The sequence below is a fragment of the Flavobacterium sp. 2755 genome (assembly GCF_031455715.1).
GTDB lineage: Bacteria > Bacteroidota > Bacteroidia > Flavobacteriales > Flavobacteriaceae > Flavobacterium.
On the sequence record NZ_JAVDTG010000001.1, the window covers coordinates 438848 to 454469 of the forward strand.

General features: G+C 34.6%; 11 protein-coding genes and 1 tRNA gene. 7 read left to right on the forward strand and 5 right to left on the reverse strand.

The features are described from left to right. The first annotated feature begins 69 nt into the window (after window positions 1–69). Window positions 70–915 carry a neutral zinc metallopeptidase gene (locus tag J2Y38_RS01775; protein ID WP_309839036.1) on the forward strand — a complete coding sequence of 282 codons (846 nt, stop codon included), beginning with the start codon at window positions 70–72 and terminating at the stop codon, window positions 913–915. Window positions 916–1338: 423 nt separating this feature from the next. Here J2Y38_RS01775 and J2Y38_RS01780 read toward each other — a convergent pair. The 4 genes from J2Y38_RS01780 to J2Y38_RS01795 all read right to left on the reverse strand — a co-directional run bounded on the left by J2Y38_RS01780 (window position 1339) and on the right by J2Y38_RS01795 (window position 3778). After that, window positions 1339–1412 (reverse strand) — tRNA-His (locus J2Y38_RS01780). Window positions 1413–1478: 66 nt separating this feature from the next. Continuing rightward, complete coding sequence (bshB1, locus tag J2Y38_RS01785; RefSeq protein ID WP_309839038.1) at window positions 1479–2195, reverse strand: bacillithiol biosynthesis deacetylase BshB1; 717 nt, start codon at window positions 2193–2195, stop codon at window positions 1479–1481. An 81-nt stretch (window positions 2196–2276) separates the two neighbouring features. Beyond that, window positions 2277–3341, reverse strand: a complete 1065-nt coding sequence (locus tag J2Y38_RS01790; protein WP_309839039.1) for a chorismate-binding protein — start codon at window positions 3339–3341, stop codon at window positions 2277–2279. 5 nt (window positions 3342–3346) lie between these two features. After that, a complete protein-coding gene (locus J2Y38_RS01795; RefSeq protein WP_309839041.1) occupies window positions 3347–3778 on the reverse strand; it encodes a PaaI family thioesterase in 432 nt (143 codons plus the stop codon). A gap of 312 nt (window positions 3779–4090) precedes the next feature. On the opposite strand from J2Y38_RS01795, the gene J2Y38_RS01800 reads away from it, so the two are divergent. From J2Y38_RS01800 to purL, 4 genes are all read left to right on the forward strand, one after another. Further along, window positions 4091–5599, forward strand: coding sequence for a hypothetical protein (locus tag J2Y38_RS01800; protein WP_309839044.1), 1509 nt, complete (start codon window positions 4091–4093; stop codon window positions 5597–5599). A 99-nt stretch (window positions 5600–5698) separates the two neighbouring features. Beyond that, entirely contained in the window at window positions 5699–6283 is a 585-nt protein-coding gene (locus tag J2Y38_RS01805; RefSeq protein WP_309839046.1) for an XAC2610-related protein, read from the forward strand. A gap of 181 nt (window positions 6284–6464) precedes the next feature. Continuing rightward, window positions 6465–8309 (forward strand): endonuclease, encoded by a 1845-nt coding sequence (locus J2Y38_RS01810; protein ID WP_309839048.1) that lies wholly within the window; start codon window positions 6465–6467, stop codon window positions 8307–8309. A 408-nt stretch (window positions 8310–8717) separates the two neighbouring features. Further along, window positions 8718–12377 (forward strand): phosphoribosylformylglycinamidine synthase, encoded by a 3660-nt coding sequence (gene purL, locus J2Y38_RS01815; protein WP_309839051.1) that lies wholly within the window; start codon window positions 8718–8720, stop codon window positions 12375–12377. Window positions 12378–12636: 259 nt separating this feature from the next. Here purL and J2Y38_RS01820 read toward each other — a convergent pair whose 3' ends face one another. Beyond that, window positions 12637–12921 (reverse strand): hypothetical protein, encoded by a 285-nt coding sequence (locus J2Y38_RS01820; protein ID WP_053471761.1) that lies wholly within the window; start codon window positions 12919–12921, stop codon window positions 12637–12639. A 246-nt stretch (window positions 12922–13167) separates the two neighbouring features. Between J2Y38_RS01820 and J2Y38_RS01825 the strand changes: the two genes are divergently transcribed. Together J2Y38_RS01825 and J2Y38_RS01830 are read left to right on the forward strand one after the other, a co-directional pair. After that, on the forward strand, window positions 13168–13599 hold the full coding sequence (locus tag J2Y38_RS01825) for a hypothetical protein (RefSeq protein ID WP_309839054.1): 432 nt from the start codon (window positions 13168–13170) through the stop codon (window positions 13597–13599). Between the two features lie 178 nt (window positions 13600–13777). Beyond that, window positions 13778–15556, forward strand: a complete 1779-nt coding sequence (locus J2Y38_RS01830; protein ID WP_309839056.1) for a long-chain fatty acid--CoA ligase — start codon at window positions 13778–13780, stop codon at window positions 15554–15556. The last annotated feature ends 66 nt before the right edge of the window (window positions 15557–15622 follow it).

Below are 15622 nucleotides of genomic sequence, written 5' to 3' on the forward strand. Positions count from 1 at the left end.
ATAAGTTATTCCCAAAAATTATATAAATTCGTACAAGAAAAAACATAAAAAGCTTAAATACAATTTACTATGAAATGGCAAGGCAGAAGACAAAGTGATAATGTAGAAGACCGAAGATCAATCTCTGGCGGAAAAATCGCTGTTGGAGGCGGAGTTATTGGTATCATTATTTTGCTTTTGAATGTTTTTGGCGGTGAAAACGCAAAACTTATTACACCTGTTTTAGAACAAATGCAAGGCGGACAAACGCAAACAGAAGCCGCTGCACCATTAAGCAAAGCAGATGAGGAAATGGGTGATTTCGTGAGAGTTGTTTTAGCGGATAACGAAGATATTTGGGGAAAAATATTTGCCGAACACGGAATGACTTATAAAAATCCAAAATTGGTGCTTTTTAGAGGCTCTGTTCAAACTTCTTGCGGAGGCGCTTCATCAGCTTCAGGACCATTTTATTGTCCGGCAGACCAAAAGGTTTACATGGATTTAGGGTTCTTTGAAGAACTTAAAACAAAATTTGGTGCCAAAGGCGGGGATTTTGCCATTGCGTATGTTATTGCTCATGAAGTTGGACATCATATTCAGACATTATTGGGTACTTCTGCAAAAATGCATCAAGATCAGGAAGGCAAAAGTCAGGCTGAAGCCAATAAACTTTCTGTAGCCCTGGAATTACAAGCCGATTTTTATGCGGGAGTCTGGGCACATTATAATCAGCAAAATTTAGATGAAGGTGATATTGAAGAAGCTTTAAGTGCCGCAAATGCAGTTGGAGACGACGCAATACAAAGCAAAATGCAAGGACAAATTGTCCCTGATTCTTTTACCCATGGAACATCAGAACAAAGAATGTACTGGTTTAAAAAAGGCTTTAAAACCGGAGATATTAAACAAGGAACTACTTTTGAGGAAATTTAAAAACACAATAAGCCAAATATAATAACCACTAAAGCATGATTTAACCGTCATGCTTTTTTTTGTTTTTTTATTTTTAACCATATAAGTTATGTAAGGTCATTTTAGATTGGTTTGTGGTTATTTTCAATTATAGATCATGTAAGGAAATATAGCCAGCGGTTTTAACCGCTGGAACGCAACGTATATAACAAACGTAATGTCATAATATGCATCGTATTTCAAACGTCCTCGCGGTTGAAACCGCGGGCTATATTTGAAATGAGAAAAATTTTGAGATACAAGAATTATTAAGCTATTCTCTTTTTAAACTTTTTAGTTACAGCATTCAAGCCTAAATCTAAAATGACCTTATATAACTTATATGGTTCAAAAAAATAAACGCACAAAAAAAGCCTTGAATTTCTTCAAGGCTTTAAATTTCTGGGTGGCTGACCGGGTTCGAACCGGCGACCCGCGGCACCACAAACCGCTACTCTAACCAGCTGAGCTACAACCACCATTTTTGCTTAGCGAGTGCAAATATATAACAAAGGTTTACTTCTACAAAGAAAAAAATGAAAAATTTACATCAAATTTTCTAAGCTATTGACTGCCAAACACCTTTCAACCGTAAAACCTTCTGCAAAATCTTTCCCAACCAGTCTTCCTAAGTCCTGCGCACGGTAATTTAAGCTTTCAAAGAAGTTTTTACTTGTAATAGGCGTTGCAGGTTCTTTTGAATTCGGATCGTAAAATTGAGTTTTATAAGCAGAAATCGCTTCCACCTTTTTCTTTTCAAAACCTGTAATATCGACTACAAAGTCTGGAGTAAGGTTTTTCCATTGAATATAATGATATACTACTTTTGGTCTCCAGGCTTCTTGTTTCTCTCCATCAATCGAAGTTTCGATTTTTATCAATCCCGATAAAAAACACGCATCAGAAACTAATTTGCTTCCTTTTCCGTGATCAATATGGCGATCATCAACTGCGTTGCACAATACGATTTCAGGTTTGTATTTGCGGATCATTTTAATGACTTCTAATTGATGTTTTTCATCGTTTACGAAAAATCCGTCGCGTAAGCCTAAATTCTCACGAACTAAAACACCCAAAATCTTTGCTGCGGCTTTTGCCTCTTCATCTCTGGTTTCAGCAGTTCCGCGTGTACCTAATTCGCCGCGCGTTAAATCTACAATACCTACTTTTTTCCCTAAGGAAACTTCTTTTAAAATTGTTCCGGCACAACCCAATTCTACATCATCCGGATGTGCGCCAAAGGCTAATATGTCTAGTTTCATTATTTTGTTTGTGTTTTTTGTTTCAGGTTTCATGTTTCAAGTTACGTTGAGAACGTGAAACCTGAAACTTTAAACTTGAAACTATTTTTTTAAAACTCTTTTCATCGTCATTGATTTATTGACGCTTTCCTCCCATTCTTTTTCGGGAATACTTTCTTTTGTAATGCCGCACCCCATATATAAAATCGCTGTTTTATCCTGAATCTGCATGCTGCGTAAATTTACGAATAAATCAGAACTTGTTTTACTGCCCGCAAAACTGCTGTTTAATTCCCCCAGAAAACCAGTGTAAAAAGTTCTGTCGTAATTTTCATTTTCTATAATAAAAGCTTTTGCTTTTTTCTTTGGCAAACCACAAACCGCCGGAGTTGGATGAAGCGTATCAATAACTTCTTCCAAAGTTGAATTCTCATTTAAAACACCCGAAATATCCGTTTTAATATGCCAGATTGAACCTGCTTTTAAACTATAAGGTTCTGTAACTACAACAGAATTCGCAACTTCTCGTAAACGTTTAACAATAAAATCGGTTACATATTGCTGTTCGTCTTTTTCTTTTTGTTCCCAGCGGATTTCCGTTTCTAAATTTGCTTTTTGCGTTCCGGCCAAAGCTGTTGTTTCAAAAACATTTCCGTTAGCTTTTAGCAGTTGTTCGGGCGTTGCCCCCATCCAAAGTCCAATTTTAGGATGAAAAAAACAATAACAAAAAGTCGTAGGATATAATTGAACCAAATGTTGAAAAGTCTGAACAAAATCAAATTCAGATAAATTTACTTTTTCGCTTCTTGATAAAACTACTTTTTTGAATTCTTCATTTTTAATTGCCTTGATTCCTTTTGAAACTAAATTTTCATATTGAATTTTAGCTTCTGCATCAAATTTTTGATCATCAATTTCCAGAGCTTCAAATGAAGTGATTTCCTTGTCAGCACTAATAATTTCCGATTCATTTTCGGGAATTAAAACGAGTTGTTTTTCATCAAAAGAAGCAAAAACAAATCCTTTTTCGCTGTAATCCGTAATTTTACATAAAGTGTCATTTTGCTGTAAAAGCCCAAAAACACTTGAAGTATTAGGTTTAGAATAAATTACAAAAGGTAAATTTTGATTGTAATGTTGTTTTGTTTTTGAGAAAAAATTATTCATGTGCTTTATTCTGTTTTCTTTTTCTCTAAAACCATATTCGTCAGTTTGCAAAGCGAAATCAAATTGCCGGCTTCATCTGTAATTTTAATTTCCCAAAGGTGAAGACTTCTTCCTTTGTGAATAATTCTGGCTGTACCAAAAACTACGCCTTCGCGAATGCTTTTTAAATGATTTGCAGAGATTTCGATACCGCGAACTTCCTGTTCTTTTGGATTAATAAAGAAGTGTGAAGCTGCACTTCCAACACTTTCTGCCAAAGCTACAGAAGCTCCGCCGTGAAGTAGTCCCATTGGTTGGTGAACGCTTGGATTTACAGGCATTTTTGCGGTTAAAAAATCTTCTCCTGCGTCGATATATTCTATTTTTAGCGTTTCCATCAAAGTGTTTTTAGAAAACTCATTGCAGTACGTTAAAATTTGTTCTTTTGTATAATTCATTAAAATGGACTTTAAAATCGTAAAATTAAAGAAAAGATGAGATACAAATTCGAAAATCCCATTCTAAAATTAAAATACAACTTCAAACATGTAAGTTTTTTGCTATTTTTACAAAAACAATCAAACATCAATCTTTGGCCGGAAGTTTTTTTTTGCCACAGATTACACAGATTAAAAGGATTTAAAAATACACAATCACAAATTTCCGCAAATTTTAATTTGTGAAAATTTGTAAAATTCGTGGCAAAAAAAATCTTTTTAATCCTTTTATCCCGATAGCTATCGGGAGTGGCTAAAAAAAACAAAACAAATATGCGTCAATACTTTGCTCTCTTTATTTTCGGAATAATTCTAGCTTTTAGTTCCTGCCGAACTGATTTTGATACCGTTGCCAGTTCCGGAGATTTAAAGTTTTCAAAAGACACCGTTTATTTAGATACTGTTTTTAAAAACATTGGTTCAAGCACGTATCAGCTTAAGGTTTATAATCGAAGCAAAAACGATATTTCAATTCCAGTTGTACAGCTTAAAAAAGGTTTAAATTCAAAATACCGAATGACGGTTGACGGAATGAGCGGCAACAACGGAAAGATTTTTAAAGATGTTACGCTTTTAGCAAAAGACAGTCTTTATATTTTTATAGAAACTACGGCAGATATTACAGATGTAAATCCTACTGATTTTTTATATACCGATGAAATTCAGTTTGACAGCGGTGCGAATCTGCAGGAAGTTGCTTTAGTAACTTTAATTCAGGACGCTGTATTTTTATTTCCAAAACAAAATACCGATGGAACTAAGGAAAAAATCAAAATTGAAGGCAAAGATGTCGACGGATTTTATCTGGATGAAAATGATCCTGAAAACGGAAATGAATTGATTTTTACCAAACAAAAACCGTACGTTATTTACGGTTATGCCGGAGTTCCGGAAAATAAAACCGTAACTTTTGAAGCCGGAGCAAGAGTTCATTTTCATGCTAATTCTGGTTTGTATGTTGGTGATAAAGCTACCCTTCAAATTAACGGAACTGCATCAACAACCGAAAAACTGGAAAACGAAGTTATTTTTGAAGGCGATCGTTTAGAATCTCTTTATTCTGATATTCCGGGACAATGGAAATCTGTTCTTTTTGCAAACGGAAGCACAAATCATTCGATCAATCATTTGACTTTAAAAAATGCAGTTGTTGGATTAGATTTTAAAAATCCGTTAAATACAATTGAAATTAAAAACACACAGATTTACAATTGTGTTGAATACGGAATTTTAGCCCAAAACGCTCACATCAACGGTGAAAATATCGTAATCAATTATGCAGGAATTGCAAGTTTATCTTGTGCTTACGGCGGAAATTACAGCTTTACGCATTGTACTTTTAATAACAACTGGCAAAGCAGTTCGCATTTTGCAGTTACCTTAAGTAATAGTTTAGCCGGAGCATCGCCGGAAACAAATCCGTTAACACAGGCAACTTTCAATAATTGCATTATTTATGGTTCCAGTACCAATGAATTCAATTTACAAAAAAATGCAAGCGCCGCTTTTGTTTATCAGTTAAACAGCTGTCTGTTGAAATTTGGAAGTACAACAAATCCTGATTACCAGTTTAAAACTGATACAGAACATTACACCAATATTATTGTAAACGAAAATCCGAAGTTTTATAATGTTTCTAAAAATCAGCTGAATATTGATAAAACTTCTGCCGCTTTCGCGAAAGGAAATCCGGCGTATATAATTCCATTGGATATTTTAGGAGCTACAAGAACTTCTCCGCCAGATTTGGGTGCTTATCAAAGTAAAGATTTTCCGAAGTAAAATTTTTAAACCATATAAGTGATATAGGAAATTTAAGTTGTGTGTGAATTTTGCTCGCAAAACTGCAAATCTCAAAGTTTAAAAATGCAATACTATCCAATGAAAAGAAGTCTTTTAACCATTATTTTTTTCTTATCCTGTATTTATATATTTGCTCAGAATACACAAACAATCAAGTGTGATTCTATTTATAAAAACAAAGGAATTACAATAAAACTTATAAATTTTGAAACTGAAAAAGAAGGTTATGATGATGAAAAAAATTCAATTTTAATTATCAGTCAAAAACTAAATGGTAGAAATTCAGTTTTAGTAAAAGACTCGATTTTTAGCGGTACTCAACAAGTTGAATTTAGAGACTTCAATAACGATAAAATAAAAGATATCTTAATTCAAAACATTTCTGATGTAAGAAGCAATTGGACATATAATTTATATTTATACAACTCTAAAACAAATAATTTCAAACGTGTAATTGGTTTTGAAGAAATCAAAAATCCCAGCTACAATTCAATTTATAATATTATTGAAAGCCATGTAATTTCTGGCACTAATTGGGCCGCATTTTATAAAATCAAAAACTATAAAGTTTTTGATTACCAAATTGAAATTACTGATGACGGCAGCAAAAAATCCGATAAAGAATACCGACAGGCTTTAAAAAAGATTTCAGAAAAAAAATAAAACTTCGTGCCTTAGCGTCTTCGTGGCAACAAAAACAACGGTAAGAAAATATACCTAAAAATTAAACATCACTTAACGTTTCGTATTCATAAAAGTAATAGATTTGCTACAATACTAATTTAAAATTCTAAAATTCAGAACTTTAAAAAGTATTACAACCAAACTTAAAACCCCTATTTTTATGAAAAAAAACTACTTTTTACTGTTATTGCTGTCTGTTACGATTGGCTTTGCCCAAATTCCTTCTGGTTATTACAACACCGCAACCGGAACAGGTTACACTTTAAAAACGCAATTGTATAATATTATTAAAGGTCATACTGATAATGGATATGCTGGTTTATATACCACGTATCAAACTTCTGACGTTGATAATTTTTACGAAAATGACGGAACAGTATTAGACATGTATTCTGAAAATCCATCAGGAACAGATCCATACAATTACAGTACAGGAAGTACGCAGCGTTGTGGAAATTATTCTGCTGAAGGCGATTGCTACAACAGAGAACATATTATTCCACAATCGGTTTTTAATGAGCAGTCTCCAATGGTTGCCGATGCTCATTTTATAACTCCAACAGATGGAAAAGTAAACGGAATGCGTTCCAACTATCCGCACGGAACCGTAAGTTCTGCAACTTATACTTCTCAAAATGGAGGAAAATTGGGATCGAGTTCTGTATCTGGATACTCAGGAACTGTTTTTGAACCTATCAATGCTTTTAAAGGAGATATTGCCAGAATGTATTTTTATTTTGCAACCCGCTATGAAAATACTGTTGCCGGATATTCTTATGCGATGTTTGACGGTTCAAGCAATAAAGTTTTTACAACAGCATTCTTAAATCTTCTTTTGGCATGGCACGCGCAGGATCCTGTAAGCGCGAGAGAAATTGCCAGAAACAATGCAATTTATGCTCGTCAAAATAATAGAAATCCATATATTGATCATCCGGAATATGTGAATCAAATTTGGGGCGGAACTCCTTCTGGAGATACTCAGGCGCCAACTACTCCAACAAGTTTGGCTTCGACTTCAAAAACAGCAACTTCAATTTCACTTTCGTGGAATACCTCTACAGATAATGTAGCCGTTACCGGTTATGATGTTTATGCAAACAGCACTTACAAAACCACAGTTTCGGGTACAACCGCAACTATTACAGGTTTAACCGCTTCTACAGCTTATTCTATTTATGTAAAAGCAAAAGACGCTGCCGGAAATGCTTCTGCATCAAGCAATACTATTTCGGTTACAACCAACAGCAGCGGAACAGGAACTGCAACCGATTTGCTTTTCTCTGAATACATTGAAGGTTCTGGAAACAACAAAGCTTTAGAAATTGCCAACAACACAGGAAGTTCTGTTAGTTTGTCTGCTTACACTATAAAAAAACAAACGAATGGTGCTGGTTCATGGAGTACAGGTTTAGCTTTAAGCGGAACTTTAACAACAGGAAGTAAATTTGTAATTGTAAACAGTTCAATTTCTTCAAGCTGTTTTTCTCCAAGTTCTGCTAACATTTCAACAACGGCAACAGAATTAACTTTTAACGGAAATGACGCTGTAGGTCTATTTAAAAATGGAGTTTTAATTGACATCATCGGAACTTTTAACGGTGGAACTGCAAATTTTGCCATCGATGTTACTTTAAGAAGAAAATCAACGGTAACTTCTCCAAGTACAACATTCAATTTAAGCTCACAATGGGATTCATATACACAAGATACTTGTAATAACTTAGCAAGCAAAATAGCGAAACCGATTGAAGAAGAAGTGGTAGAACTTTCAGATGAAATTGTGGTTTTTCCAAATCCTTCTGATGGAATTTTCAATATTGTTTTAGACAATTCTGATTCTCCTTATTCGATAGAAATCCTTTCGTTTTCAGGGCAAAAAGTTTTCGAAAAACAAAACGCAACTGATTCTGTATTGTCAGTAAGTCATCTTTCAAGCGGAATTTATATTGCTAAAATTACAAGAGATTCAAAAACTACGATTAAAAAGATCGTAATTAACTAAATATTTTTGTTCACACAGATTTGGCGGATAAAGCAGATTAAAAATTTAATAAATATTGACACAGATTTATTAATAACTCTACCCCAAAAAAATCTGCATAATCTGCTGAATCTGCGTGAAACAAAAAAACTTTGCATACAAGAAGACGCACTGCTGTGCGCCTCTACAAAACATTGACACCGATTTATTAATAACTCTACCAAAAAAAAATCTGCACAATCAGCTAAATCTGCGTGAAACAAAAAAACTTTGCGTCTTCGCGTCTTTGCGAGATTAAATACAAAATCCTTAAAATTCAATCCCTTTTCAAAGCAACTTCATTTTTTTTAAAAGAGTTTGTTATCAAATTTGTGCTTACTATTTATTTACACTAAATTTGCAGCTCAATACAACAAACTACACATCACAATGATCCATTTCTTTGAAAACCAAAGCAAAACTGTTTTTGCCGTACAAACGCAAAACGAAATTTCAGCTCAAGACATTTCAAAATTAAACTGGCTTTTTGCCGACTCGAATAAGATCGAAAAATCCGCACTGACGGGTTTTTTTGTTGGTCCCCGCGCCACTATGATCACACCTTGGAGTACAAATGCTGTAGAAATCACTCAAAATATGGGTGTTCCGGGCATTATCAGAATTGAAGAATTTCATCCGGCAACGGAAGATTTCGCTGATTTTGACCCAATGCTTTTCCAAAAATTCAATGAATTAGATCAGGAGATTTTTACTATCAACATTCAGCCGGAACCAATTCTGGAAATTGATGATATTGCTACTTACAATAAAGTAGAAGGTTTAGCTTTAAGCGAAGAAGAAGTAGAATATTTAAACAATCTTTCAACAAAACTTGGAAGAAAATTAACTGACTCTGAAATTTTCGCTTTCTCTCAAGCCAACTCAGAACACTGCCGTCACAAAATTTTCAACGGAACATTTGTTATTGACGGTGAAGAAAAAGAAACTTCTCTTTTTAAATTAATCAAAAAAACATCTCAGGAAAATCCTAACGATATTGTTTCTGCTTACAAAGACAACGTTGCTTTTGTAAAAGGACCAAAAGTGCAGCAATTTGCACCAAAATCGGCAGACAAACCTGATTTTTACGAAATAAAAGAATTCGATTCTGTAATCTCTTTAAAAGCAGAAACACACAATTTCCCAACAACAGTGGAACCTTTCAACGGAGCTGCAACAGGTTCTGGAGGAGAAATTCGTGACCGTTTAGCGGGTGGACAAGGTTCTTTGCCATTAGCAGGAACTGCAGTTTACATGACTTCATATTCTCGTTTAAACGATGACAGAAAATGGGAAAACGCTCTTGAAGAAAGAAAATGGTTGTACCAAACTCCAATGGACATCTTAATTAAAGCTTCAAACGGAGCTTCTGATTTTGGAAATAAATTTGGTCAGCCGTTAATTACAGGTTCTGTTTTAACTTTCGAACATTCAGAAAACGACCGTAAAATTGGTTACGATAAAGTAATCATGCAAGCGGGCGGAATTGGATACGGAAAACTAGATCAATCAATTAAAAAGAAACCACAAGAAGGCGATAAAATCGTAATACTTGGAGGAGAAAATTATAGAATCGGAATGGGTGGTGCTGCGGTTTCCTCTGCAGATACTGGGGCTTTCGGTTCAGGAATTGAATTAAATGCAATTCAACGTTCAAATCCTGAAATGCAAAAACGTGCTGCAAACGCGATTCGTGGTTTAGTAGAAAGCGACAATAACCCAATTGTTTCGATTCACGATCACGGTGCGGGTGGACACTTAAACTGTCTTTCGGAATTGGTAGAAGAAACTGGAGGTTTAATCGATTTAGACAAATTGCCAGTTGGAGACCCAACACTTTCTGCAAAAGAAATTATCGGTAACGAATCTCAAGAAAGAATGGGATTGGTTATTGGTCAAAAAGATATTGATACTTTACAAAGAATTGCTGACAGAGAGCGTTCGCCAATGTATCAGGTTGGAGATGTTACGGGAGATCACCGTTTTACATTCGAATCAAAATCAAATGGTTCAAAACCGATGGATTATGCTTTAGAAGATTTCTTCGGAAGCTCTCCAAAAACGGTTATGACAGATAAAACTATCGATAGAAAATATGCTGATGTTGCTTACAACGCAGGAGATTTCGAATCATATTTAAAAGACGTTTTACGTTTAGAGGCTGTTGCTTCAAAAGACTGGTTGACTAATAAAGTAGACCGTTGTGTTGGAGGAAAAGTAGCAAAACAGCAAAATGCAGGTCCGTTACAATTGCCTTTGAATAACGTCGGCGTTATGGCTTTGGATTATTTAGGAAAAGAAGGAATTGCAACTTCTATTGGCCACGCTCCTATCGCTGCTTTAATTGACCCGGTTGCAGGATCTAGAAATGCAATTGCAGAATCGTTATCAAACATTGTTTGGGCACCAATTAAAGATGGTTTAAAAGGGATTTCATTATCTGCAAACTGGATGTGGGCTTGTAAAAACGAAGGTGAAGACGCTCGTTTGTACGCTGCTGTTGAAGGTTGTTCAGAATTTGCAATCGAATTGGGAATCAACATTCCGACAGGAAAAGATTCGCTTTCGATGAAACAAAAATATCCAAACGACGAAGTAATTGCGCCGGGAACGGTTATTATTTCAGCTGGAGGAAATTGTACTGATATTAGAAAAGTAGTGGAACCAGTTTTACAGAAAAACGGTGGATCTATTTACTATATCAATCTATCAGATGACGATTTTAAACTTGGAGGTTCTTCATTTGCTCAAATTCTTAACAAAATTGGAACTGAAGTTCCAACGATAAAGGATTCTGACTTCTTTGCTGCTGCTTTTGATGCTATTCAATCATCTATTATTGAGAATAAAATTCAAGCTGGACACGATATTGGAAGTGGTGGATTAATTACCACTTTACTTGAAATGTGTTTTGCTGATAATAACTTGGGTGCCGATTTCGATTTTTCTAGTTTAAATGAAAACGATACTATTAAAATTCTTTTTGCTGAAAACATCGGTATTGTATTTCAAGCTGATGAATCTATAGAGAATATTCTTAGAGATAGTTATATTAACTTTCACAAAATTGGAAAAGTTACTGAAAGTAATAATTTAAATATAAAAAATGGCAATACAAGTTTCTCTTTAGATATTGCGAAGTACAGAGACATTTGGTTCGAAACTTCTTATTTATTAGATCAAAAACAATCTAAAAACGGAAGAGCTCAGGCACGTTTCGAAAACTATAAAAATCAGGTTTTAAATTATACTTTCCCTGCACACTTTACAGGAAAGAAACCAGAAATCGACAATTCTAAACCAAGACCAAAAGCAGCTATTATCCGTGAAAAAGGAAGTAATTCTGAGCGTGAAATGGCAAATGCTATGTACTTAGCAGGATTTGATGTAAAAGACGTTCACATGACCGATTTAATTTCTGGTCGTGAAACGCTTGAAGACATTCAGTTTATTGGTGCTGTTGGAGGATTCTCTAATTCAGATGTTTTAGGTTCTGCTAAAGGTTGGGCCGGAGCTTTCTTATACAATGAAAAAGCAAAAACATCTTTAGATAAATTCTTCAAAAGAGAAGATACTTTATCTGTGGGAATCTGTAACGGATGTCAGTTGTTTATGGAATTGGAAGTAATTAATCCAGAGCACGAAGTTCACGGAAAAATGCTTCATAATGAAAGTAACAAACACGAAAGTATTTTTACTTCTGTAAAAGTTCAGGAAAACAACTCGGTTATGTTATCGACTTTGGCTGGTAGCACTTTAGGAGTTTGGGTTTCTCATGGAGAAGGTAAATTCAAATTGCCTTATTCTGAAGATCAATACAACATTGTTTCTAAATATGCTTACGAAGGTTATCCTGCAAACCCTAACGGTTCTGATTATAACACGGCAATGATGTGTGATAAAACAGGAAGACATTTAGTTATGATGCCTCATATTGAGCGTTCGACTTTTCAATGGAACTGGGCGCATTATCCAAAAGACAGAAATGACGAGGTTTCGCCTTGGCACGAAGCTTTTGTTAATGCCAGAAAATGGATTGAGAAAAACTAAAAAATATATTTTTATTAAAGCGCCCGAATTTTATCGGGCGTTTTTTTTGCCACGAATTACACGAATTTTCACGAATTCTTTTTTTTTATAGCCACAGATTAAAGGATTATAATGATTAAAGTTTTTTCTTTTAATGCAAGTAAATTAATTCGTGAAAATTAGTGTAATTCGTGGCGATTTTTATATAATCTTAAATGCTTTTTAGTCTTTAAATAAAATAAAAATACCCCGACGCTATCCCTAAATCGAGGCATTTTTTTTAGTCTTTAAATGCTGATGCAATTCCGGTTATGACATTGGCTGTCCCAAATGCAAATAGCCCTGAAGCGACTGCATTTTGTCCTGCAAAAAATTGATTTTCTGCAATTGCATTACTAAAGAATAAGCCGCCGGCTGCTCCCGCAACCAGTCCGATTCCAATTAATGCAATAGTCCACCAGGGTTCCGGATCCGGAGGCGGCGGAGGGCTTCTCCAAAAGCGTTTCCACCAGCCTGGATATTTGGTACCGCACCAGCCCATTGCTAAATAGAAGGCAGTTTCCATAATTATTTTGGTTGATTAGTGCCTACTCTATGTGCTTTTCGGCTTCCGCATTGAACGGGGTAAAAATAGAATAAGCCAAACCTAAATTAACAAGGTAATCTACTGTTTTTAAAAGGGGAAAAACACGGTATTTTTTAGTTAAATCAAATTCTTCTGTTTTAATCAAAATTTAAGTTATATTCGCTACATAAAAATCTGCCGCTGATTTTTATAAACGCCAAAAAACACTTTTAAACCTTCATACAAATGAAAGCCGTACATTTATTACTTATTACGTTATTTTTTGCAGCCTCAAAATCATACTCACAAGCTGAAGTAAATGTAATCACCCACAATTCAAAAGAGCGTTATATTACAACTACTATTGGTTTTCCTGTTCAGGGAACTTATGCTCCTATTGGTTTAAAACAGCCTGTTACCATTTTAAATCCTGACGGAACGGGCTCTATTCAGGCCGAAGATTTAAGCAAGCAAAAAATCAATTGGGGAATTGAATGTACCGAAGAAGGAACTCCAATTTTTAAAGAAGGTTTCAATAGTAAGTCGTATACGTTTTGGTACAGGCCAGTTGAAGGTAACGAATGGTTTTATTCTCAATTCTCTATTCATTTTGTGAAGAAAAAAATGTTCTTAATGGGTGAAAGAGTAAAAGAATACGAAGATTACAACGTACAATAGACTTTTAAAATACCCTTGCAAATTAAATTTTTCTTGGTTTTTGGGAATATTCGCTATAAAAAAGAAAACGTTTTCGTAAATTTTTAATAGTGTCTATAAATTTTCCCATAAAATTCCATAAAATAAAAAATCGTACCTTATTTTTATTTAATTTGCAGTAAAATTCAATATATTAAACATGGTTTCAATCACACGACTTTTTGATTTTCCCTATTATCAACAAGAAACTTATAACCTTCCGGTTGCGCTTGCAACTAAAAAAAACGGAGTCTGGGAAAAAACATCCAGCGCAGAATATATTGCAAAAGCTAATGCCGTTTCAAGAGCATTATTGCGTATGGGCGTTCAAAAAGACGATAAAATTGCTTTAATTACTTCAAATAACAGAACCGAATGGAATGTGATGGATATTGGTATTTTGCAGACTGGTGCGCAAAATGTTCCTATTTATCCAACAATTGCTGAGGAAGATTACGAATATATTTTAAACCATAGCGGGAGTATTTATTGCTTTGTTTCTGATGATGAAGTATATCAAAAAGTACAAGCCATTAGAGCTAACGTTCCCACTTTAAAAGAGGTTTATTCTTTTAATGAAATTCCGGGCTGCAAACATTGGTCTGATTTATTATTAGCCGGAGAAGACGACAGCAACCAAAGTGAAGTTGAAGCCAGAAAAGACAGCATTAAAACAGATGATTTAGCTACTATTATTTATACATCTGGAACTACCGGAAGACCAAAAGGTGTTATGCTTTCGCACAACAATATTGTTTCTAATGTTTTAGACAGTGCGCCAAGAATTCCGTTTGATCCGGGAAAAAGTTCAGCTTTGAGCTTCTTGCCAATCTGCCATATTTTTGAGAGAATGATTTTATACATTTATCAATATTATGGTGTTTCGGTTTATTTTGGAGAATCGATTGATAAAATCAGTGATAACTTAAAAGAAGTTCGTCCGACCGTTATTACTGCTGTTCCGAGGCTTTTAGAGAAAGTTTACGATAAAATTTATGCAAAAGGAACTGAATTAACCGGCATCAAGAAAAAATTGTTTTTCTGGGCTATTGATTTAGGTTTAAAATACGAACCATACGGAGCAAATGGCTTTTGGTATGAGTTTCAATTAAAAATTGCCCGCAAACTTATTTTCAGTAAATGGAAAGAAGGTTTAGGTGGAAATTTAGATTTAATGGTTTCTGGAAGTGCTGCTTTACAGCCGCGTTTAACTAGAGTTTTTGCTGCTGCAGAAATTCCGGTTATGGAAGGTTACGGTTTATCTGAAACTTCTCCGGTAATTGCGGTTAACGATCAAAGAAACAAAGGCTTTAAAATTGGAACCGTTGGAAAAGTAATTCGCAACGTTGAAGTTAAAATTGCACAAGACGGAGAAATTCTTTGTAAAGGTCCAAACGTAATGTTAGGTTACTTTAAAGATCCTGAAAAAACAGCCGAAGCTTTACAAGACGGATATTTCCACACGGGAGATATTGGCGAAATTGACAGCGAAGGTTTCTTAAAAATTACCGATCGTAAAAAAGAAATGTTCAAAACTTCGGGCGGTAAATATGTTGCACCTCAGCTTATCGAAAATGCAATGAAACAATCTCGTTTTATTGAGCAGATTATGGTTGTTGGTGAAGGTGAAAAAATGCCGGCAGCTTTTATTCAGCCAAATTTTGAATTTGTAAAAGAATGGGCTAAAATCCATAAAATTAATGTAGGAGATTCTAATGCAGAAATTGCTTCAAATGCAGATGTTATTAAACGTATTGATGAAGAAGTTGAAGGCATCAACGAGAAATTTGGACATTGGGAAAAAATCAAACGTTTTGAGCTTACTCCAGATGTTTGGTCTATTGATGGCGGACAGCTTACTCCTACCCTAAAATTAAAACGTAAAATCATTAAAGAAATCTATAAAGATCTTTACGCTAAAATCTACAATCACAATTAATCAAAATAATTTAACCAAAGAAAAAGGCTGTCTTAATAAGACAGCCTTTTTTAATGCCTAAAAAAC